Annotated in this window: 16 protein-coding genes; 9 read left to right on the forward strand and 7 right to left on the reverse strand. The window is 39.5% G+C overall.

Annotated elements, in window-relative coordinates; translation table 11 throughout:
• Positions 1-7: 7 nt before the first annotated feature.
• From ACYVM0_RS04480 to ACYVM0_RS04500, 5 genes are read left to right on the forward strand one after another with little or no spacing between them, the layout of a single operon-like run.
• Positions 8-193: a hypothetical protein gene (locus ACYVM0_RS04480; RefSeq protein WP_460553089.1), complete on the forward strand. Its 186-nt coding sequence runs from the start codon at positions 8-10 to the stop codon at positions 191-193.
• A gap of 31 nt (positions 194-224) precedes the next feature.
• The gene (locus ACYVM0_RS04485; protein ID WP_460553092.1) at positions 225-5,462 is read left to right on the forward strand and encodes a translocation/assembly module TamB domain-containing protein; all 5,238 of its coding nucleotides are present in this window, start codon (positions 225-227) and stop codon (positions 5,460-5,462) included.
• Positions 5,419-7,773, forward strand: coding sequence for a translocation and assembly module lipoprotein TamL (gene tamL / locus ACYVM0_RS04490; protein ID WP_460553095.1), 2,355 nt, complete (start codon positions 5,419-5,421; stop codon positions 7,771-7,773). The genes ACYVM0_RS04485 and tamL overlap by 44 nt, the downstream gene beginning before the upstream one ends.
• 12 nt (positions 7,774-7,785) lie before the next feature.
• A complete protein-coding gene (locus ACYVM0_RS04495) occupies positions 7,786-9,915 on the forward strand; it encodes a hypothetical protein (protein WP_460553098.1) in 2,130 nt (709 codons plus the stop codon).
• Between the two features lie 56 nt (positions 9,916-9,971).
• On the forward strand, positions 9,972-10,160 hold the full coding sequence (locus ACYVM0_RS04500) for a hypothetical protein (RefSeq protein WP_460553101.1): 189 nt from the start codon (positions 9,972-9,974) through the stop codon (positions 10,158-10,160).
• 36 nt (positions 10,161-10,196) lie between these two features.
• Here ACYVM0_RS04500 and ACYVM0_RS04505 read toward each other — a convergent pair whose 3' ends face one another.
• From ACYVM0_RS04505 to ACYVM0_RS04530, 6 genes are all read right to left on the reverse strand, one after another.
• Entirely contained in the window at positions 10,197-10,925 is a 729-nt protein-coding gene (locus ACYVM0_RS04505; protein ID WP_460553104.1) for a LytR/AlgR family response regulator transcription factor, read from the reverse strand.
• Positions 10,926-11,012: 87 nt separating this feature from the next.
• Positions 11,013-12,077, reverse strand: coding sequence for a sensor histidine kinase (locus ACYVM0_RS04510; RefSeq protein ID WP_460553107.1), 1,065 nt, complete (start codon positions 12,075-12,077; stop codon positions 11,013-11,015).
• Between the two features lie 12 nt (positions 12,078-12,089).
• Positions 12,090-12,443, reverse strand: coding sequence for a DUF4288 domain-containing protein (locus tag ACYVM0_RS04515; protein WP_460553110.1), 354 nt, complete (start codon positions 12,441-12,443; stop codon positions 12,090-12,092).
• Between the two features lie 214 nt (positions 12,444-12,657).
• Positions 12,658-13,431, reverse strand: a complete 774-nt coding sequence (locus ACYVM0_RS04520) for a LiaF transmembrane domain-containing protein (RefSeq protein ID WP_460553113.1) — start codon at positions 13,429-13,431, stop codon at positions 12,658-12,660.
• Between the two features lie 146 nt (positions 13,432-13,577).
• Positions 13,578-14,423, reverse strand: coding sequence for a PAS domain-containing protein (locus ACYVM0_RS04525; protein ID WP_460553116.1), 846 nt, complete (start codon positions 14,421-14,423; stop codon positions 13,578-13,580).
• A 110-nt stretch (positions 14,424-14,533) separates the two neighbouring features.
• Entirely contained in the window at positions 14,534-15,973 is a 1,440-nt protein-coding gene (locus ACYVM0_RS04530; protein ID WP_460553119.1) for an aminotransferase-like domain-containing protein, read from the reverse strand.
• Positions 15,974-16,074: 101 nt separating this feature from the next.
• Here ACYVM0_RS04530 and ACYVM0_RS04535 point away from each other — a divergent pair, with 101 nt between their 5' ends.
• The 4 genes from ACYVM0_RS04535 to ACYVM0_RS04550 all read left to right on the forward strand — a co-directional run bounded on the left by ACYVM0_RS04535 (position 16,075) and on the right by ACYVM0_RS04550 (position 19,108).
• Positions 16,075-16,596, forward strand: a complete 522-nt coding sequence (locus tag ACYVM0_RS04535; protein ID WP_460553122.1) for a GNAT family N-acetyltransferase — start codon at positions 16,075-16,077, stop codon at positions 16,594-16,596.
• A gap of 2 nt (positions 16,597-16,598) precedes the next feature.
• Positions 16,599-17,177, forward strand: a complete 579-nt coding sequence (locus ACYVM0_RS04540; protein ID WP_460553125.1) for a type 1 glutamine amidotransferase family protein — start codon at positions 16,599-16,601, stop codon at positions 17,175-17,177.
• A gap of 30 nt (positions 17,178-17,207) precedes the next feature.
• A complete protein-coding gene (locus ACYVM0_RS04545) occupies positions 17,208-18,272 on the forward strand; it encodes a branched-chain amino acid transaminase (RefSeq protein ID WP_460553128.1) in 1,065 nt (354 codons plus the stop codon).
• A 119-nt stretch (positions 18,273-18,391) separates the two neighbouring features.
• Entirely contained in the window at positions 18,392-19,108 is a 717-nt protein-coding gene (locus ACYVM0_RS04550) for a hypothetical protein (RefSeq protein WP_460553131.1), read from the forward strand.
• 7 nt (positions 19,109-19,115) lie between these two features.
• Here the strand turns inward: ACYVM0_RS04550 and ACYVM0_RS04555 are convergent, their stop codons facing one another.
• On the reverse strand, positions 19,116-20,576 hold the full coding sequence (locus ACYVM0_RS04555) for a TIR domain-containing protein (RefSeq protein ID WP_460553134.1): 1,461 nt from the start codon (positions 20,574-20,576) through the stop codon (positions 19,116-19,118).
• Between the last annotated feature and the right edge of the window lie 39 nt (positions 20,577-20,615).

Consider the following 20,615-nt stretch of genomic DNA (forward strand, 5'->3'; position numbering starts at 1 on the left):
AGATAACATGGCCAAACCAATTAAAAAAGAAGAGGAAGTGCAACAAAATCCTGATGCAAAGATAGACCAGGATTACCCGGGCTTTCCGCATCTGCCTTCGGATAAAAAAAGCATTACACCACAAACTAAAACCGAAAAGAAACTTGCCGGCGTTGTGAATAAAAAACAATCCAAAAAATCCTATGGCGGATAGAGGTTTTGCAGGAGCGGCTCGTTACAACTAAATGTCGTATAAAAAAATAATAAAAAAAACCGGTAAAATAATATTGTACATACTTGGATGTGTGGTGATATTGTTATGCCTTTTTTTATTGTTCATTAACCTTCCGGTTGGCAAACGAATAGTAAGAAATAAGGTACAGCATTACCTGGAAGACAGGCTAAAAACCAGGGTTAGTATTGGCGCTATAGATTACAGCTTACCTGAATGGATCGAAATCAAATCTGTTTATATAGAAGATCAAAAAAAAGACACTTTGATTTTCGGTGAAAAGATCGCGGTGGATATCAATATGCTTCAATTGATAAGGGGTAATACCAGTATTCAAAAATTATTGCTGAAAAATATTATCGTGAATATCAACCGTACCGAAGAAGATCCGGCATTCAATTACCAGTTTGTGATTGATGCATTTGCGGGAGCCAAACCAGCCGCCCCTGTAGTGAAAGATACTGCGGCTTTAAAAATAAGTTTAGACAGGCTGATACTTGACCATGTTTCTTTACGCTTTAAAGATAAAAATGACGGCAGGGATTTTACTGCGGGCATACAGCAATTCGATGCTACTTTAAATACCTTTCAACCCGACAGGGTAAATTTTGGTATTAAAGATCTTGATGCCTCGGGTATTGATTTCTTTATGCATACTTACAAGCATACTGTAAAAGACTCCGTTTATTCCAATACGGCTACCGGCACAGGCGAACCTGCTTACGGCTTACATGTATCAGCAGCCGGTTTTGATATCAGGGATGTAAACGTAATGGTAACTGATAAAATTTCAGGGCTGTATTATGCCAATACCATAACGCATTTAGGATTGCAAAATGCTTTGTTTGACCTGGATCATACTCTGGCAACAGCTGATGAATTGTTGCTGGACAGTTCTGTTATTCAATTTACCAACCCAAAGAATGCAGATAAAAAAACTGCTGCAAATAACAACGCAGCCGGTAACGATATGCCCTGGCTGATCAATGCAAAAGAAATTGTGCTGCACAATAATCATATCAGTTACGATAATAATAATCTGCCTGAAGCAGGAGGATTCGATTTCGGGCATTTCAATATAAAAAACCTTGCTGCCAATATTACTGCATTCAGTTTTGCGAAAAATAAAACGGCCGCATTAGTAAAACAATTAAGTTTTAAAGACACCAGCGGTTTTATACTGGATACGGTGCATGCCAATTTTTTAATGACAGATTCTATTCTTTCTGCTAAAGAGTTATATGTAAAATCGCCGCAAACACTTTTGCAAAATCTCTTTGAAATAAAATACGACAGCCTTAATGGTATTGCCACTAATCCCAGGAACAGTTTATTATCTGCAGTACTTAAAAATTCCACCATTGCGTTTAATGACCTGTATCTCCTGGTTCCAGGGTTAAAAACATCTTTTCCACCACAGCAGTTTGCCAATAATGCGGTTCATTTTAATACTGAGTTACGCGGTAATCTTGCACAGGTGTATTTACCTTACCTGCAACTTATCGGCTTTTCCGGCACCAGCTTAAATGCACACGGCACTTTATACAATCTTACCGATGTTTCAAAATTTTACTACGACCTGTATATTGATAAAAGTAATTTTTTAAAATCCGATCTTTTAAAATTTGTACCTAAAGAAAATCAATCCCTGCTTGCGCAATTACCCGATGTATTTAATTTAACCGGGCACATTACAGGCAATAAAGAAAACCTGGTGGCCGATATACAAACCAATGGAAAGGGTATTGCATTCAATGGCATTTTCACACTCAAAAATATGTCGGACCCTGCAAAACTAAAATATGACTTTGCCATAAGAAGCGGCACGATAGATAAGAATATCATTCTTGGATTTATACCACCGGGAGCATTACCACCGGAAATAAACCTTCCGGATAAAGTGAGCATCAGCGGCCTTTTAAAAGGCGATATAAAAAACCTGGTTGCTGATGTTAAAATTAATGACAGCTACGGGCAAGCAACTGTAAAAGGATTTATAAAAAATATGACCGATCCTGAAACTTCAGTCTACGACCTGTTTATTACCACCAATAATTATGAGATTGGCAAACTGATCAGGCAGGATACTATAATTGGAAAAGTAACCGGTGCATTTACTGCAAAGGGCAAAGGCTTTAACTATAAAACCATGCAGAGCACCATTACCGCATCTGTACAACAACTACAGTATAATAAATACAACTACCGCCATGCTGAAGTACTTGCTGTTTTTAATGCCGGGATTATTGATAGCAAAGGAGCTATCAATGACAGCAGTTTACAATTGCATTACACTATAAAAGCTACTGTGCAGAAAGAGTATCCCTCAATCAATGGATTTGTAAAAGTGGATACAGCACAATTACAAAAATTACATTTATATAAAGACACCCTGAATTTTTCTTTAGCTGCCAATATCCATGCGGATAATTTACAACCCCGTAACCTTAACATCAATACAGTAATTGATTCGATAAAAATGCAAAGCGGCAGGAATTTTTATGCGCTGGATAGTATTTCGCTGGTGGCATCATCTGCTGAAGGGAAAGACGACATTAATTTTAATGCACCCTTTGCCAACCTGCATGCAAACGGTGCATTTGACTATGATAAAGTGGGTGATGCCATTGTACAATATGTAAATCATTATTATAAAATATCCGATTCGATAAATGTAAAAAACATTCCCGATCAGCAACTCAGCTTTGATGGCAATATAAAAAAACATCCGTTCCTTATTGGTATTATACCCGGGCTAAAGGATTACAATGATATTAATTTTAAAGGCAGTTTTACATCTGCCAATACAGATAGTGCATTAAACCTGGGCATAACACTCCCCTATCTTGCCTATGAGGATAAGGCTTTAAGAAATGGCAATATCAATTTGGGATCAAAAAATGAACGCATTAATTATGCGATAACTTTTGACACTTTAAATTATAGAACCAATATTTTTTATGGTACGGCTTTAAAAGGTAGTGCTGCAAGGGACAGCATTTCAGTGAGTGCCTTAACGCAGGATAATAAAAGAAAAGACTGGTTTGGATTAAAGGCCTCTCTTTCTGAAAACAATAGTATCTATTCCTTCAGGCTAAAGGATAGTTTACTGCTCAATTACGAAAAGTGGAATGTTGCAACAGATAACTATATCAACTATTCTCCCGCCGGTTTGATCATTCATAATTTTTTGGTCACCAGTGATACTGCTGCTATTTCCATTAAAAGCAGGGCAGAAATAGTGAACAGCCCTATCGATATTGCTATTGATAATTTCAATTTAAAAAGTATCAGTGCAATTATAAGTAATGATACGCTGTTTGCTTCAGGCATCATGGATGCAAAAATGGAAGTGAACGATCTCTATAAAAATATTCCCGCCTTTACAGGCCATCTTACAATTACTGACTTACAGGTAATGCAACAGCCCATGGGCACATTAACCGGCTCAGCGCAAAAACAATCTGAAAACAATATCACGGCAACCCTTACACTAATCGGAAACGGAAATGATATTACTGCAAATGGGAATTATTACCTGAATAACGTGCAGCAGGAATTCGACCTGTTTACCGATATAAAAAAGTTAAACATTGCCACATTGCAAGGCTTTTCAGGCGGTAAATTAAAGAATGCTACAGGCAATATTCACGGCGACTTTACTGTGAATGGAAAATTTGCTGACCCCAGGTGGAAGGGTGCAATAAATTTTGATACCACCCGGTTTACTGTTACCGATCTTGGTACAGCTTTTAAAGCAGACAACCAGAAGATAATTTTTGATTACCCGGTAATAAAACTGGATAATTTTACCATCAGGGATTCATTGAACCACCAGATGAAAATTGATGGCGCTGTTACTGTTAATCCAAAAAATATTTTTGACCTGAGACTGGATATCAGTGCCACAGATTTTATCGTGATCAATGCCCCTAGATCATTGACCAACGAGTTGTACGGATTTGCGGCAGTTGATGCCAATATTGCCATTACAGGCAATTCTGTTTCTCCCGATATTGAAGGTGATATTTACGTAAAAGATAAAAGCAATATCACCATTGTTATTCCTGAAAAAAGTTATGGTAAAGATGAGGGAAGAACCATTGTACGATTTATAGATCGTGATACGTTTGATATCAATCCCCCGGTAACGCCATTTGTAGAGGAAAGAGATGTACAATCAAATTTTGCGCAGTTTCTGAATTACAACCTGAATATTGAAATTCAAAAGAAAGCAGCATTAACTATTATTATTGACCCTGTAACCGGCGATGAAATTAAAGTGCAGGGAGACGCCAGGCTGAATGCAGGTGTTGATCCCGGTGGCAATATAATTCTTGCCGGTAATTACGACCTGGATAATGGCTACTATCTTTTCAATTACCAGTTCCTTCAAAGAAAATTCATTCTTCAAAAAGGCAGCACCATTGTATTTGGCGGCGAACCTACCAGGGCCAAACTGGATGTTGTTGCGGCTTACACAGTTAATACGGCAGCAAAAGACCTGCTGGGTAATGAAGTAGGAAGCGTTGATCCGTTGCTTGCCAATTCGTTTAACCAGAAAGTTCCTTTTAAAGTAGTGTTGTATTTAACCGGCGAGATCAGCAAGCCCGTTATAAAATTTGACATCCAATTAACAGAAGAAAATGCAGTGATCAGCAGCGACCTGAGAACAACGATTGAAAATAAACTCACCCAGATAAGGGGCGATGAATCAGCTACCAATAAACAGGTTTTTTCGCTGTTACTATTGGGAAGATTTACCGGGGAACAAAGCAGTGATTTCTTTAAAGGAAACGGAAATGATTTTAATGATATCGCACGGCAGAGCGTAAGCCAGTTTTTATCAGGTGCGTTAAATGAAATAGCGGGCAATCTTTTAAAGGGCGTTGATATAGACCTTAACCTTAACAGCTACCGTGATTACAGTAACGGAGGCAACGCACAACGTACTGACCTGAATGTGGCATTAAGTAAAACATTTTTAGACGACAGGATAACTGTGAGTGTAGGTAAAAACTTTGGTGTACAGGGGCAGGATGCGGCTTCCAAAGCCAATAACAGTTTTATACCGGATGTTACCATTGCATATAAATTAACCGGGGATGGAAAATATTTATTGCGGGCCTATCGTAAAAACCAGTTTGAAGTAGTGCTGGATGGCTACGTGGTAGAAACGGGCCTGGGATTTTTAGTAACCATGGACTATGACAGATTCAATGAATTATTCAGAAGAAAAAAGAAAAAATAATTCATTGCAACTATTCATGAAAAGAATAAATTTTATAGTATTTATAATATTGGTCTTTGCATCATCGTGCAGTGTAAGGCGCTATTTGCCTGCAGGGGAAAAATTATATACTGGTGCTACCATTAAAGTTACAAAGAATGACGCAGTAACAACCAGCAGCAAGCAATTGAAAAAACAATTAAAACTTGCTGTAACACCACGACGCAATAAATTTTTATTAGGACAACCATATAAAGTATGGTGGTGGTATAAAATTGGTGAACCGGATGCCAATAAAAACGAGAAAGGCCTGCGGGCATTTTTACGAAAAAAATTAGGTGAGCCGCCTGTACTCAGTAGCAGGGTAAACGCAGCCGTTACTGCAGAAAACATGCAGGCATTTATGGAAAACACCGGTTACTTTCATTCTACAGTACAGGGAGACACCAGCAGCAAAGGCTATTTTGTAAAAGCTGTTTACAAAGCACAGATACAACCACAGTACCATATTAAAAGCATTACCTGGGTGAGTGATAGTTCTGCATTGCTGAAATTATTAGAACAGCGACAGAAAAGAGGTATCCTTAAAACCGGGCAGCCTTATCGCTTAAGTGATATCAGTGCCGAAAGAGATGAGTTGGATATTTTCCTGAAAACAAAAGGATATTTTTATTTTAATCCCGATTACCTGATGGCCTATGCAGATACCACGATTGGTAAGAGGGAACTGGCATTGTACCTGAACCTGAAAAAATCCACACCCGAAAAAGCAAAATATCCTTACAGTATTAATAAGATCATCGTATTTGCAGATTACTCTTTAGTTGCAGCAAAACTGGATACCAGTATGCTGGGCGCAATTCCGTACGAAGGACTGATTATTAAAGACACTGCGAAGAAATTTAATCCCCGCCTGTTTGCACAAACCATTACCTACCGGCCGGGAAGTGTATATAGCAGTCGAGCACAAAACACCACTTTAAACCGCTTTATCAGCCTGGGTGCTTTTAAATTTGTAAAGAATCGTTTTGAAGCGGTAAAAGATTCTGCTAATCATAAACTGAATGTATATTATTATTTAACGCCTGCTAAAAAGAAATCCTTCCAGGGGGAGATTGATGGTTTTTCTAAAGATAATAATTCGTTGGGTACACAGGTAAGCGTAAACTGGAAGAACAGGAATCTTTTTCACGGTGCAGAGTTGCTTACAGTAAAAGCTTATACCGGGGTTGAAGTGTCATTTGCAGATTCAACCCGTAATAACAATAGTTTTCGTATTGGTGGCGAAGTGGGGATCAAATTTCCCCGCTATGCTATCCCCTTCTTTCATATCAGGGAAAACAATTATTACACCCCCAATACTAATTTATTAACCGGTTACGAATTATACCGGAAGCAATTATTTTATACCAAGAATTTATTCCGCCTGCAATACGATTTTACCTGGAAACAAAATATAAGAAATGAATTTACGCTGGCACCAATAGCATTAAGTTACCTGAATGCCAGTAATGTAACGGATAGTTTTTACAAACAGGCGCTTATTACTCCTGCCATTTTATTAAATGTATATTCCGAAGCCATACTGGGCACTTTTTTTTCCTACACCTACAACAGCACACAGCGCAGCAGGAAAGACAAGTGGTATTTTAATGCCAGCATCGATCTCTCCGGCAATATAACCGGGTTAATAACAGGTGCAAAAGGAGTAAGAGAAAAAAAAGTTTTTAATACACCATTTGCACAATATGTAAAAACAGATTTTGATCTGCATTATACGCATCGCTTTACCAATAAATGGGATTGGGCAAACCGTTTCCAGGTTGGCATTGGCATACCCTATAATAATTCGGCTATGTTGCCCTTTGCCAAACAATATATTATCGGTGGATCAGCTTCTGTTCGTGGATTCCGGGTACGTAGCTTAGGGCCGGGTACCCACCAGCCTTCAGCTGCAGACCAGCAGTTTTTCCAGATCATCGGTGGTGATTATAAATTGCTATTCAATTCTGAGATTAGAATTCCGCTTACCCGGATCGTTAGCGGCGCCATATTTTTTGATGCCGGCAATATCTGGACAAAAGATACCCTGGCATTTGGCCCCGGTGCAAAACTGGGTAAAGACTGGTATAAGGAATTAGCAGTGGCTTCGGGTATTGGTTTACGTTTTGATGCTACTGTTTTGGTGATCAGGGCGGATCTTGGTATTCCGTTGAGGAAACCTTTTTTACCCTCATCGCAAAGATGGGTGTTGAACCAGGTTGATTTTGGAAGCAGTGCCTGGAGAAAAGAGAATCTTGTTTTAAATATTGCGTTGGGTATGCCTTTTTAAATGAACCGTACTGTGAAAAAATTTATAAAAATAGCTTTTGTTGTTGTTTCAATAGCATTATTGGCAGGCTGGTTCTACTGGCAGCAACACAAAAAAAATATCATCAGGGATGCTATAGAAAATGCTTTGCATAAAGGCACCAACAACTTGTACTATGTGCATTACGATAGTTCGGCCATTGATGAAGAAAACGGCAATGCAGCTTTCTATAATGTGGTACTGCAATCAGATTCTTTGCAACAACAATTATTACAATTTGATACGGCTTCTGCAAATACCATTTACAATGTACGCATAGATAAAGTTGCAGTTAAAAATGCCAATATCGGGGCATTGCTGCATAATACGGCTGTGGATGCCGGATCTATAGAGATCATTCACCCGGTTGTATATATCATCCGTTCAGGAACAACTAAAGAAAAAATATTGAACAGTAATGATAGCCTCGCCATCTACGAAAAACTGCTGGGAAAATACAACAGCATCCATGCAGGTGAGATCATAATAGAAAATGGCTTTTTAAATTTTGCAGATAAAACCGGCGATCCGCATACGGCTTTAAAAAACATTTCTATTCACTTAAAAAACTTCAGCATCAACAGTAGCAAAGATTACAATAACATCATCAGTTACTTTATAAACGACGTGGTGGTAAAAGTAAAAGAGATTGCTGTAAAGGGAGAAAAACACAAGGCAACTTTTACCGACCTGGAATATAATGCCCCGGGTAGGTTTATGAAGGTGAAAAATTTTCAGCAGAGAAACAATGAGCAACAACTGGTATTTAATGTAAATAACACAGCCATCAATGCAATAGCTACCGATTCTTTTATATTAAAGCAACTGCTGAAGGCCGATGAATTAACCAGCGATGGCGGCCTGTTGACCTTTTATCTGAAACAAAATAAAAAAAAATCTGTTGATACCTCATCTGATGAAATAGATATCGACAATAATTATTTTGATGAAGCTGTACTCAGCAGGATCAATATTGGTAACACAAAGATACTCGTCTACAATAAATCAAAACCTGCTGAACCTCCCCTTTCCATTGCCAATGTAAAATTTTCCGCTACGGACATCCAGAAATTATATTCGGGCACCAGCATAAGAAATCTTATTGGCAGAAGTAAATGGATACTGTCCGGCGATGGATTTTCATTCCTGTCGGCAAATAAACGATACAAAATTAACGTAGGTGCTTTTGCACTCAATAGCGCCAATGCAACATTGCATGTAAATAATTTTTCAATGATACCGCAATTACCGGAAGCTGCATTTTCTAAAAGCTCCAGGTACCAGGAAGATCTGTATACATTGAATGTTAAAAATATTGAGCTGAACGGCATCAATAATAATTTATTCTTAAAAGATAAGAAGCTGGAAGCTGAGACAATGGTATTTGAGCCGGATATCAGGATTTTTGATGACAGGACTGTTGCGCCCAACCTTTCCAGTAAAGTCGGATCTTATCCGCACCAGGTACTACGTAAAATTGATTTTCCGGTAAACATAAAAAATGTGGTCATTAAAAATGGTTATGTGGCCTATAAAGAAAAAGCAGCCGTCTCTAAACAAACTGCCACGGTATTTTTTAAAAATGTAAACGCAACAATCACTAATGTAACCAATATTGAAAGCCTCATCAGTAAAAATAACCTGTTGGTATTAAATGCCAATGCCCTGTTTATGGGAGTAAGCAATTTGCAAACCACCTGGAAGCTTCCCCTGGATACAAAGAACGGCGCTTTTGATGTGTCCGGCATTGCGGGAGGGTTTAATGCCACCGTACTAAACCCGGTCACGATCCCGTTAGGAATGGTTGCGATAAGAACCGGCAAGGTAAACAAGCTAAGTTTTGAACTTACAGGAAATGACGCCGTTGCCAAAGGCACTTCTACATTTTTGTACGAAAATCTAAAAATAGATATTTTAAAGAATGACTCTGCTGACAATAAGAAGAAGGGTGTGGAAAGCTTTGTAGCTAACTTAATTGCAAAAGATAATAATCCGCAAAATGGCGTATTACGGAAAAATGTGATTGACCAGGAAAGAGATGTTAGCAAATCATTTTTTTACCTGCTATGGAAAAGTGTTTTTGCCGCCGCAAAAAAAACAGTTGCCGGTAAGAATACAGATTGATTGCAGATTACTTGCAGCAGCTGTTTATAAAGCGTAATTTTATAAAAATAAATGTTATGGAACCCAAAAAACGTTTAGAGGAGTTAAACAAAGAAGCGCTTGAAAAAATGGAAGAGTACATGAAGGCTAAAGGCGAAGCCGGAGCCGAACACCATGAAAAAATTGGCGCTGCAAAAGATAAATGGCAGCAGGCCTGGAATGAATTTTTAGAAACATTGCTCGTGCTGGAGAAGCTGGAAATATGATCCGCCTTCTCTTTTATTTTTTACGGGGATTAATTTTTAAATACCCAGCACTGTTTTTAATTTGCTGTAACCCGCTTTACTCACTGGCAATTGTGCGCCTGTTGTGAGCAAGGCCAGATGACTTTCTTTTTCGTACGGTGTTATACGTGTGATCAGCTGTGCATTTACAATGCAGGAACGATGTATGCGGATGAATTCCTGTTGTGGTAAATTGTCTTCAAAATACTGCATGGTTTTCTTTTTTAAAAAATTCCCTTCTGCCGTAAATATTTTCACATAATCGTCTGCAGCTTCAATGTATTGCACCTGCGACAATGGAATGATCTTTATTTTGCCATTATCTTTTACCACTATACGGTTGCTTGCTGCGGGAGTTTGCAATGCAGTAGCCGCAACAGCCTGCGCCATATTGGTTTTATGCAACAGCATTTTTTGAATGGCTTTATCAAAACGGTCTTTACTGAATGGTTTTAATAAGTAATCAGCAGCATGTGCGTCAAATGCCTTGATGGCATATTCCTCAAATGCGGTAGTGAATATTACTAATGGCGGATTATCTACCAGTTCCAGCATTTCAAAGCCATTGATCTTGGGCATTTGAATATCTAAAAAAATAAGATCGGGCTGGTGTTGCTGTATGGCTTTTAATCCCTCAAAGCCATCGCTGCATTCTTCTGCCAAAACAATATCAGTATAAGGTTGCAGGTATTCTTTTATTATTGATCTTGCCAATGGTTCGTCGTCTATTATAATTGCTTTCATCATTTCAAATTTATTTAAACTACTGTGTAGCTTCCGGATGGCCCCCCATTACACAAATGGACACCAATAAATACAGCCGTATTTCTGGCATTATTTTTTTTCGCCTGCAATTTGCGGAATACTGATGATCACTACAAATTGTGTGGCTTCTTTTTTTATCTGCAAGAGATCCTGCCGGCCAAATAGCAGGAACAATCGTCGCCTGATAGAGGCAAGCCCAAACCCTGTTCCTTTCATTGGCATTGCAGTAGATTCATCAAAAGGGTTTTGTACTGTAACCTCCAGCATGCCGTTGCTGTTTTTTGCTGTAATTAATATTTCCACCTCGCCAATGGTATCGTACAAACCAAACTTAATGGCATTTTCTACCAATGGTTGCAGCAACATGGAAGGCAACATCATTTGCAAGGCTGTGGCTTCACAATCGGTTTTAGATTGCAGCCTGTACCCAAAACGTACTTTTTCAATATCCAGGTACAGCTGCAAATATTCCATCTCATCTTTCAGGCTTACCCATTGCTGCCCTTCGTTACGTAAAGTGCCCCGTAAAAAATCAGACAACTGCTGAATCATATGCCTTGCTTTTTCCGGTTGCTGCCCTGTTAATGCACTTATCGAATTAAGGCTGTTGAATAAAAAATGGGGCTGCAATTGCTGGCGTAACTTATTTAATTCTGCATCCCGGGCTAATTTTTCAGTGGCGGTTCTTCTGTCGTTTTCTTCCTGTTGTTCTTTTTGCGTGTACCAGATCAGGCTTAAAAGAATATTACAGGCAATCATTAAAAACGAAACCACGTAACGGATCACTAATGTACGTTGCAACAATTGCAGGTACATGTCATCCTGTTTATAAATGGCCTTTAAAATAAAATTCATCAATGCCAGCCATAAAGCAGTTATGGCAAACGACATTACAATAACGTACAGGTATTTTTCTTTTTTGGGAAGGTAATACCGCATATTATTGATGATGAAAAGGCAAAACATGGCAAGTAAAAGATAGCTTACTGCGGCGTCTGCTACTGCTTGGTTATAGGTACTGCCAAAATACTGCAATATCCATACATGAATGCCGGCACATGCCAGCCACCATGCAATAAACACCAGGCCGGTATTTGCTTTTCTGTTGCTGCGGATATTATTTTTTTGCGCCAATACTTTTTGTGTTTAGTAGGTATCAATTTCATACATGCCCTGCTCCAGTAACCTGCCGGCCTTTTGCTGTGTATTGCGAATATACAATGCGGCATCTGTATCTTCATTCATGAACGACCATAATTCGGCTCCGTCTGATAAATTATCTACGGGTAAAATTTCTGTTACATCAATAAATTTCCATTGTATCAGCATGCCATTATTTACAATATCCAAAGTTTCTCTCTCCCCGATCAGCCTGGCTTTATAAAAAGCATGCAATACATCTTCGGCAACAATCAAACGGAGTTGTTCGTTAAATTGTGCAGTGTGCTGGCCGTTACCGCAAATAAATTGATACACCAACTTTGCCATATACCAGTTCATTGCAGATAGTTTTTAGTTAATAGTGACACTGTTTAATGTTATTTACGCTTCAGCTGTTGTAAGAAAATGATCAATATTCAACGCTCAATTTTCAATGTTCGGCGAAAAAGCACCAGTGTTTTACATTAAGTATTGAATATTGAAAATTGAGCGTTGAACATTTCTTCTCATCGGATTATTTTAGCTGGTCATTTTGCAAAGGCTTATTATTAATTTAGTAGCTCTTGATCTCCACCCCGCCAAATATTACAGAACCTTTAAGTATTAAAACTTTTTCGGCAGCCACATCAATGGCAGCATTATACCTTCTCTTATCTTCCACCCCATGAAATACGCCATCAAGCTGATTGTATATCACCCAGTTTGGAGGTACAATTAATTTTACGCCGCCAAACACCACTTCAAACCTGATCTCTTTTTTACCTTGTATATCAGCCTGCGTAAGGTCGATATCGGCACCGCCAAAAACACAACTTACTCTGCCCCCCTGGAAATTTTTAGATACCATACTTCTTTCGACACCACTGAAAACAGATGATAGTTTTAAAAAATCAGTATCGTCGGTCTCATAATTATTGCTTTCTGTTTTTTGCCATGTAGTACCGGTTACATTAGCCGGTTCATTTTTTTTTCCATCATCGTTATTATGCAGCCAACCATTTCTGTCGGGGCGAAGTATAAAAAGTACCCCTGCCGCAATAATGATCACCGGCCAGAAATAAGGGGCCAATCTCATATCGGGTATAAACCTGTCTACAAGAAAAAAACCACCAATACCAATCATGATGATCCAGCTATTGTTTTTAAAGTTGTGTTTAAAGCCACTGTAAATACCTACCAGTATCAGTATAACCGGCCAGCTGAACAGCCACTTGGGGAAAGGGAACCCTGAGTTACGCAGCAGCAGTGCTGCACCAACGCCTACTAAAATTATACCGGCAAATATCCTGCCCTCCTGTCTCCTGTCGCTTTTAAAATTATTTTCCATTGCTTGTTGTTTTTGTAATACAAATGTATATCGTGCCTGCACCATAGAAAAAGGGCATTAGGCTATTGTAACCAAATCGTCGGTAAACCACAATATTTTGCAGGTGAAATTTCCGGGAGAATGTGCGTTAGCAGGTAAGCGGTGGATTATTCAAATACAGCATGTACTTTGCCGGCACTGATATCAGTAAAAGATACCACCACCGCATAAGGATTAAACTCACCTTCCCTTACAATTGCCTGGCTGCTGATCAATATCCGGAAACATTTGCCATCAGGTTTTTCAATACAAACTTCAACATCTTTCTGGGGAAAACCGGTTTGCAGGCTTACCACTGCCGGCAGTTCACAATCAGGAAAAGGTTTTCCATTGGCACGGAATACTTTCCATCTGCCCCCGCTTACAGGAATCTGGCCTATCAGGTTTTCCTGTGGCACGCCAAGAATTTCTGATGCCTTTGTATTAGCAGCCATAATCATTCCGTTTGCTTCTATAAGCAGTACTCCCTGGTCAAGCGCATCAATCACCATTTTATACATGGCTTCTGTTTCCACCAGTTTTTGCGATGCAATTATCTGCTGGTTGATATTATGGTTCACAATGATTATGGAAACAGGTTTTCCTTCAGCATCCATAATGTAATTAGCGGATGAGCGAAAATAAATATCCATTCCGTCTTTCCGGTTAAAATGAATATTGCCATTCCATATACCATTATTGCGGAATTGCTGCTTCATTGCTTCAATAGAGCCGGCTGAAAAATTAATATTGTCCAGTTCAAAAATATTCTTTGCCTTTACTTCAGAAAGCGAACATATCTTTTCTGCAGCATCATTCCAGCCGGTAATCATAAAATCAAGGTCTGTCTGAAAGATCACATCAGGAAGTTGCAGCAGTTCATTATACAACGCATTCGTTTTATTGGCATCGTTGTCTCTTGTAAAGGAATATTTATCCACTTGAGGGAAATTGGCCTGGGGCTGGTTTTTCATGGTTGGTTTAAGGTTACGATTGTAAGATATAAACTGAATCTTACAATCTGAAACAAAGAGACAAATTTTAATTAACTTTTTTTGCTACGTAATATTACCTGTAAATACTACTATAGCATTTTTTTGATGATCTTGCCCAACATCATCAAACCATAATCGGCATCATCACTCCAGGGTTTACCAAAACTCAACCGTATATAGTTAGAGTAATCGATACTGGCAGAAAAAATTTTTCCCGGCACAATAGAGATTTTATGTTTCATTGCTTCGGTACGCAGCTTAAACGAATCTATTTTCGGATTGAGTTCAATCCAGAAAGTAAAGCCACCGGCAGGCCTGGAAATTTTTGTATCTGCAGGAAAATATTCAATAAGCGCCTGCATATACCGCAGGCTTTGCGTATGCAATGCCTTGCGCAGATTTTTTAAATGATACTCATACCGGCCGTTTTTTAAATAGTGCGCCATTGCCGCCTGGGTTAATGAAGGGCTGCTGATATTCTGAATGCGTTTGATCTGTTTTACCTGTTCAAAAAATTTACCGGGCAATGCCCAGCCAATACGGTAGCCCGGCGCCAGTGATTTTGACAGGGAAGCACAATACATCACCAGGCCTTTGGTATCGTATACTTTACACGCCGTGGGCCGGTTCTTGCCAAAATGTAATTCGCCATAAGTATCATCCTCAATCAAGGGGATATTATGTTTGGTGATGATCTCTACTAATTTCTTTTTATTCTCATCACTCATACATGTACCCAGCGGATTATTGAAATTAGGCACCGCTACACAGGCTTTGATAGGAAATTTTTTAATCGCTTTCTGCAGTGCCACCAGGTCAAGCCCGTCAACGGGATCAGCCTGTATCTCCACCACTTTTAAGCCCAGGTTCTCTATCGATTGATAAATGCCAAAATAAGTGGGGCATTCAACAGCTACGGTATCACCATGATTGGTCACTGCTTTTAAACACATCATCACCGCTTCCAGGCAACCACTGGTAATGATCACTTCTTCCGGTTTTATTTTACCACCCCAGTTAAAAGATAATTTTGCAACCTGCTGGCGTAACTCCTGGTTGCCCTGCGTGTGTTCGTAACTGATACAATGGTCTTTCGAATTCCGTAAAGCATACACTACCGACTTATTAATCTTTGCCGCAGGTAATAATGAAGGATCAGGAACACCCAATGCAAAATTGATCACATCTTTTGCAGCAATATCCGCATAAATGGAAGCGATCATTTCTTTCACACTCACATTATGTGACAAAGCGTCTGGTTTTACCTGGTCGGGCAATTGCGGAAAGCGCTGGTGATTGAAACGGACATAGTAACCCGACTTAGGCCTTGATTCAATAAGCCCTCTTCCCTCTAAATGATAATAGGCCTGGAATGCAGTGCCCATGCTGATTCCGTACTCTTCGCTCAATACACGTACAGAGGGTAATTTATCTCCGATACGCAATACTTCACCTGCAATCATCTGCTCTAATCCATCGGCTACCTGCAGGTATAAATGATCTTCTGAATGAAATTTATTTTTCTTCATAATAAATCTGATATAGTCAAAAATAACAAATCTGCATCTGTTTTAAACAAAATAAAAGTACAAATTTTGTATCGTAAAAGTGAAAAAGAAAAAAGACAGCTATGAACAGCATCAGCATTGTGCCATACGAAGCAAAATACCAGCCTTACTTTGAAGAATTTAACCGGCAATGGATTGAAGCCTGGTTTACCATGGAACCGGTGGATGAATACGTACTCACCAATCCTGAAGAAGCCATATTGAAAGATGGCGGTGCTATATTAATGGCCTTGTACAATGGTGAGGCAGCAGGAACTGTAGGCTTGAGAAAAGTAGATGCACAAACCTATGAGTTTACCAAAATGGCGGTGGGTGAAAAATTCAGGCGTAAAGGAATTGCAGCAGCATTAAGCTATGCCAGTTTTGAAAAAGCGAAAACATTGGGTGCCACTAAAGTGATCCTCTACTCTAATACTAAAAATGCCAATGCCATAAAGTTGTATGAGCAGATCGGGTTTAAACATTTACCGGTGGAGAACAATGTATATGCAAGGGCCAATGTGAAAATGGAGATCGATATCACTGAGCAACTATTGGCAAACAGGCTTACAGAAAAAAACAATACTCAATTAGTAAACAATTAAACATGAAAAAAGCTGTTATCGTTGCCTTTGATAATTTCACCGACATTGATATTTTTCTTACCTGGGACCTGCTGAACAGGGTAAGAATGCGTGACAAGGATTTCCAGGTAAAGATTGCGGGCACTGCAGGTTCACACAGATCAAGTTGCGGACTTGACCTTGCTACACATGGATTGATAGAGGAATGTAATGATGCAGACATGGTATTTTTTGGCAGTGGCAAAGGAGCAAGAACGCTGATCAATGATGCAGCATATTTAAGCCGTTTTAAATTAGATCCTGAAAAGCAGATCATTTGTTCCATGTGTTCAGGCGCCCTGATCATTGCTGCACTGGGCCATTTAAAAGGGCTTTCTGCCACAACGTACCCTACAGCGTTTGAAGCGTTGAGAAATTTTGGTGTTACAGTAATGGAGGATACGCATTTAGTAACCCATGGCAATATTGGAACAGCAGCAGGTTGCCTTGCAGCAGTTGACCTTGTTGGCTGGGCACTTGAAAAATTATATGATGAAAAAATGAAAAAAGATGTGATCGCTTCTGTTTTGCCAATCGGCCAGGGACAGGTTTGCATCTATTAATAAATTAAGGCTAACCAAAAACAAAACTATATGGAATTAACCGTTGATATTCCCGTACAAAAAACCAGGCATTCTAAATTACAGGATGTGGATTTTAAAAACCTTGAATTCGGAAAGTATGTTGCCGACCACATGCTGCTATGCGATTATGCCAATGGCGAATGGCAAATGCCGCAGGTAGTTCCGTTTGCAAATCTTTCTTTAAGCCCTACTACATTGGCCTTGCATTATGGCCAAACGGTATTTGAAGGCATGAAGGCATTTAAAATGAAAGATGGCCGCATTAATATTTTCAGGATGGATAAACATTACGACCGCTTTTTAAAATCTTTAGACAGGATGTGCATGGCCCCAATACCTAAAGAAATTTTTACTGAAGGGTTAATGCGTTTAATTGAAACAGATAAAGGCTGGGTGCCAACTGAAAGCGGCAGTGCCTTGTACATACGCCCATTCATGTATGCCAGCGAAGCAAAGTTTGGTGTAAAGATCGCCGACGAATATCGTTTTATTATTTTCACCGGGCCTGTGCCATCCTTATTTGCAAATTCCATAAAAGTAAAAGTAGAGAACACTTATATCCGTGCCGCCAAAGGTGGTACCGGGTTTGCAAAATGCGGTGGTAATTACGGCGGTGCATTTTATCCCACACAATTAGCCAAACAACAAGGCTACGACCAGGTACTGTGGACAGGAGGAAAAGACAACCAGTTCATTGAAGAATCGGGCATGATGAATGCGATGTTTGTGATCAATAATACCTTGGTTACTCCCCCGCTTTCGGATTCTATTTTAGATGGTGTAACAAGAGACTCATTATTAACTTTGGCCAACGATCTTGGTTATGCAACAGAAGAAAGGCCGGTAAGCATTACTGAACTGGAAAATGCATTTGCAGCTAAAACAATCAGCGCTGCATTTGGCGCAGGTACTGCTGCAGTGGTTGCACCAATCGCCGTCATCAATATTAATGGTGTTGATCACACCCTGCCTGCATACAACCAAAACAGTGTGCACAATAAATTAAAAGAGCAACTGGAGTTAATACGCACAGGACAAGTTGCCGATATACACGAATGGAATTATATCGTTTGATGAACAACCATTTTTTTAGTTAGTTTTATACAATGTAAAGTGCCGGTTTTAATGCCGGCATTTTTTATACCTTTACCAGGGCAATACAAACCATTCAACCATCCGCATATTATTTTTTTATGAAAGCTGCATTGCAATACCTATTCCTGGTTTTCATCATTTTATTTTCATTTTCCAAAACTTCTGGTCAGCTTAAAACCGGCGGTGTACAGATCGTTAATTATAAACCTGAAGCTGCTAAAAATGGAAAAGATGGTGATCACAGGTGGGTATTAATAAGATTATTCCGCATGGCTAACAGTGGCAGGGATGGCAGCGAAGGAAAAGCAGGTGCTGCAGTGCGTATTAATATTGCTGCAATACCCGCCGAAGCTAATAATGTAGTATTACAAATAATTGCTGCTGCAAATACCAGAGCTCAAAAAGATACTTTTTACTTAGATCCGCAGAAGGGGCAAATAAAATTTATTGCCGACGGTGGTAATGGTGGAAGCGGTGGTGCAGGCGGAACAGGTTTATCAAAGGATGGTAAAAAAAGTGCTACTTCCGGCGGGTCGGGTGGCGATGGTGGTAAAGGCGGCAAGGGAGGAAATATTGAAGTGTATTTTGATTCCACTGCTTTTGCATTTATCAATTGCCCATGCCTTGTTTATTCCAATGAAGGTGGCCGTGGTGGCTATGGAGGTTCAGGAGGAAGTGCTGCTGCAGATTACTCCACTTCCACCGATCCTGAAGCAGGCAGGGGCTCACATGGTAAAGACGGACCAACCGGCGACAAAGGCCTACCGGTGTATATCAGGAAAGCCGGTTCGGATAAAATTTTCCTGGTGAAATAATTAAAAACTATTGATGCAAAACAGGATTCAATAACTGCGGCCCTCCCGGGCTGGCAAATTGTTTTTTTTGTAAACCAGAAATGGTTCCGTCTTTTGCATACACAGTGATGTAAATTTCTTTCATTGATTCAGATTGAATTCTCTTTATAGCAAAACTACCTGCTGCATCCAACGAAGTAGTATAAAAACTTTTGCCGGCAGCATCAACAAATTTGTAGTGTATCTCTTTTATATTCTCCAGGTATTTTTTTTCTCCCGTTAATGAATACATGTAACTGTAGGTTGCTTTGCCTTTGATCAATATTGTATTCACTATAACCCTGGTTACTTTTACCGATATCTTATTTACAATTGTGGCAGCATCAATCATTGCGGGTTTCAGGCAATACTTTGCAGAAAAATCTTTTGCAGTTTTATCACCGGCAGCTGCTGCTTTTTCAAAATCTTTACAAGCCAGCTCCTTATTTGCCGTGGAGAGATAGCAGATACCCCGTTTCAATATTACTTCCACATCGCCGGCGTTTTTACCCAGTGCAATGTTATAATCAGCAATAGCATCATTGGGCATTTTATTATCCTGGTAACTTTCTCCTCTTAATTTATACACCGCAGCATCCCTGTAGTTCCTGTCAATGGCGGCTGAACAATTTATAATGGCTGCGCCGTAGTTTTTGCTATTGTAGAATACCAGTGCTTTTTTATAAAAATCTGTTCCTGTAATTCCGGGTATTGCAGCAGCAGGCTCCTTTACGTTTTTTTCTTCCGGAAATTTATTTTTTACGGGTGCATCTTTTTCAGCAGCTGCTGTACCCGCTATGATTTTAGCAGTATCTGTATCTTGTGTACCGGCACCAGTATCTTTTTTTATACTGCTGTCAGTAGTGGCTACCGTTGTATTTTTTGCATTTTCATTCCTGAACAGGCGTGGCAGAATGAAAATACCGGCTACGGCGAGAATAATGGCCAGCAAGCCCGTTAAAATATAGTATCGTTTAGCAATGCCGGCCGATTTAATTACAGGTGCCGCAGTAATCGCTTCCGTTAAACGTTGCTCTCCTGTTGCCGTTTCAATTATTATACTTTTATCGTCTCTTGGTATTTGTTGCAGCAGGTGGGTAAGCCCTTCGTTATAATCAGTTGAAAAATCAACGTATTGCAGTCTTCTTATGCGAAATGGCACTTCGCAGGCAGCCAGGTGAATGGGAATAATTCTTTTTCCTTCATCAAAAGCATAGGATATCTCGTCTAAAACATTGTTGGAGCTTACTGATTGCGGACTTAAGATGACAAGAATGCCATCGGCACTTTTTAAAGCTTTTTCTACTTCAAGATCCCATCTTGCACCAGCGGCAATATCCAGTTGGTCTATCCATAAATTGATGCCGGCATTTTTAATGTCTTTGGCAAGCTGCAAAGCAAATGTTGCATCTGTACGTGTATAGCTGATAAAAAATAATGGTGATGGCATAAAGCTGAAATTTTAATGACGCCTGTTCTGCCCCGGGTA

It is taken from the genome of Ferruginibacter profundus (assembly GCF_054783275.1).

Excerpts from the sequence above, each read along its gene's own strand:
- ACYVM0_RS04545 (WP_460553128.1), top strand. The coding sequence starts at position 17,208 with ATGGAATTAACCGTTGATATTCCCGTACAAAAAACCAGGCATTCTAAA.
- ACYVM0_RS04525 (WP_460553116.1), bottom strand. The coding sequence starts at position 14,423 with ATGAAAAACCAGCCCCAGGCCAATTTCCCTCAAGTGGATAAATATTCC.
- ACYVM0_RS04555 (WP_460553134.1), bottom strand. The coding sequence starts at position 20,576 with ATGCCATCACCATTATTTTTTATCAGCTATACACGTACAGATGCAACA.
- ACYVM0_RS04500 (WP_460553101.1), top strand. The coding sequence starts at position 9,972 with ATGGAACCCAAAAAACGTTTAGAGGAGTTAAACAAAGAAGCGCTTGAA.
- tamL (WP_460553095.1), top strand. The coding sequence starts at position 5,419 with ATGACAGATTCAATGAATTATTCAGAAGAAAAAAGAAAAAATAATTCA.
- ACYVM0_RS04540 (WP_460553125.1), top strand. The coding sequence starts at position 16,599 with ATGAAAAAAGCTGTTATCGTTGCCTTTGATAATTTCACCGACATTGAT.
- ACYVM0_RS04535 (WP_460553122.1), top strand. The coding sequence starts at position 16,075 with ATGAACAGCATCAGCATTGTGCCATACGAAGCAAAATACCAGCCTTAC.
- ACYVM0_RS04505 (WP_460553104.1), bottom strand. The coding sequence starts at position 10,925 with ATGATGAAAGCAATTATAATAGACGACGAACCATTGGCAAGATCAATA.
- ACYVM0_RS04485 (WP_460553092.1), top strand. The coding sequence starts at position 225 with ATGTCGTATAAAAAAATAATAAAAAAAACCGGTAAAATAATATTGTAC.
- ACYVM0_RS04520 (WP_460553113.1), bottom strand. The coding sequence starts at position 13,431 with ATGGAAAATAATTTTAAAAGCGACAGGAGACAGGAGGGCAGGATATTT.
- ACYVM0_RS04515 (WP_460553110.1), bottom strand. The coding sequence starts at position 12,443 with ATGAACTGGTATATGGCAAAGTTGGTGTATCAATTTATTTGCGGTAAC.
- ACYVM0_RS04480 (WP_460553089.1), top strand. The coding sequence starts at position 8 with ATGGCCAAACCAATTAAAAAAGAAGAGGAAGTGCAACAAAATCCTGAT.
- ACYVM0_RS04530 (WP_460553119.1), bottom strand. The coding sequence starts at position 15,973 with ATGAAGAAAAATAAATTTCATTCAGAAGATCATTTATACCTGCAGGTA.
- ACYVM0_RS04550 (WP_460553131.1), top strand. The coding sequence starts at position 18,392 with ATGAAAGCTGCATTGCAATACCTATTCCTGGTTTTCATCATTTTATTT.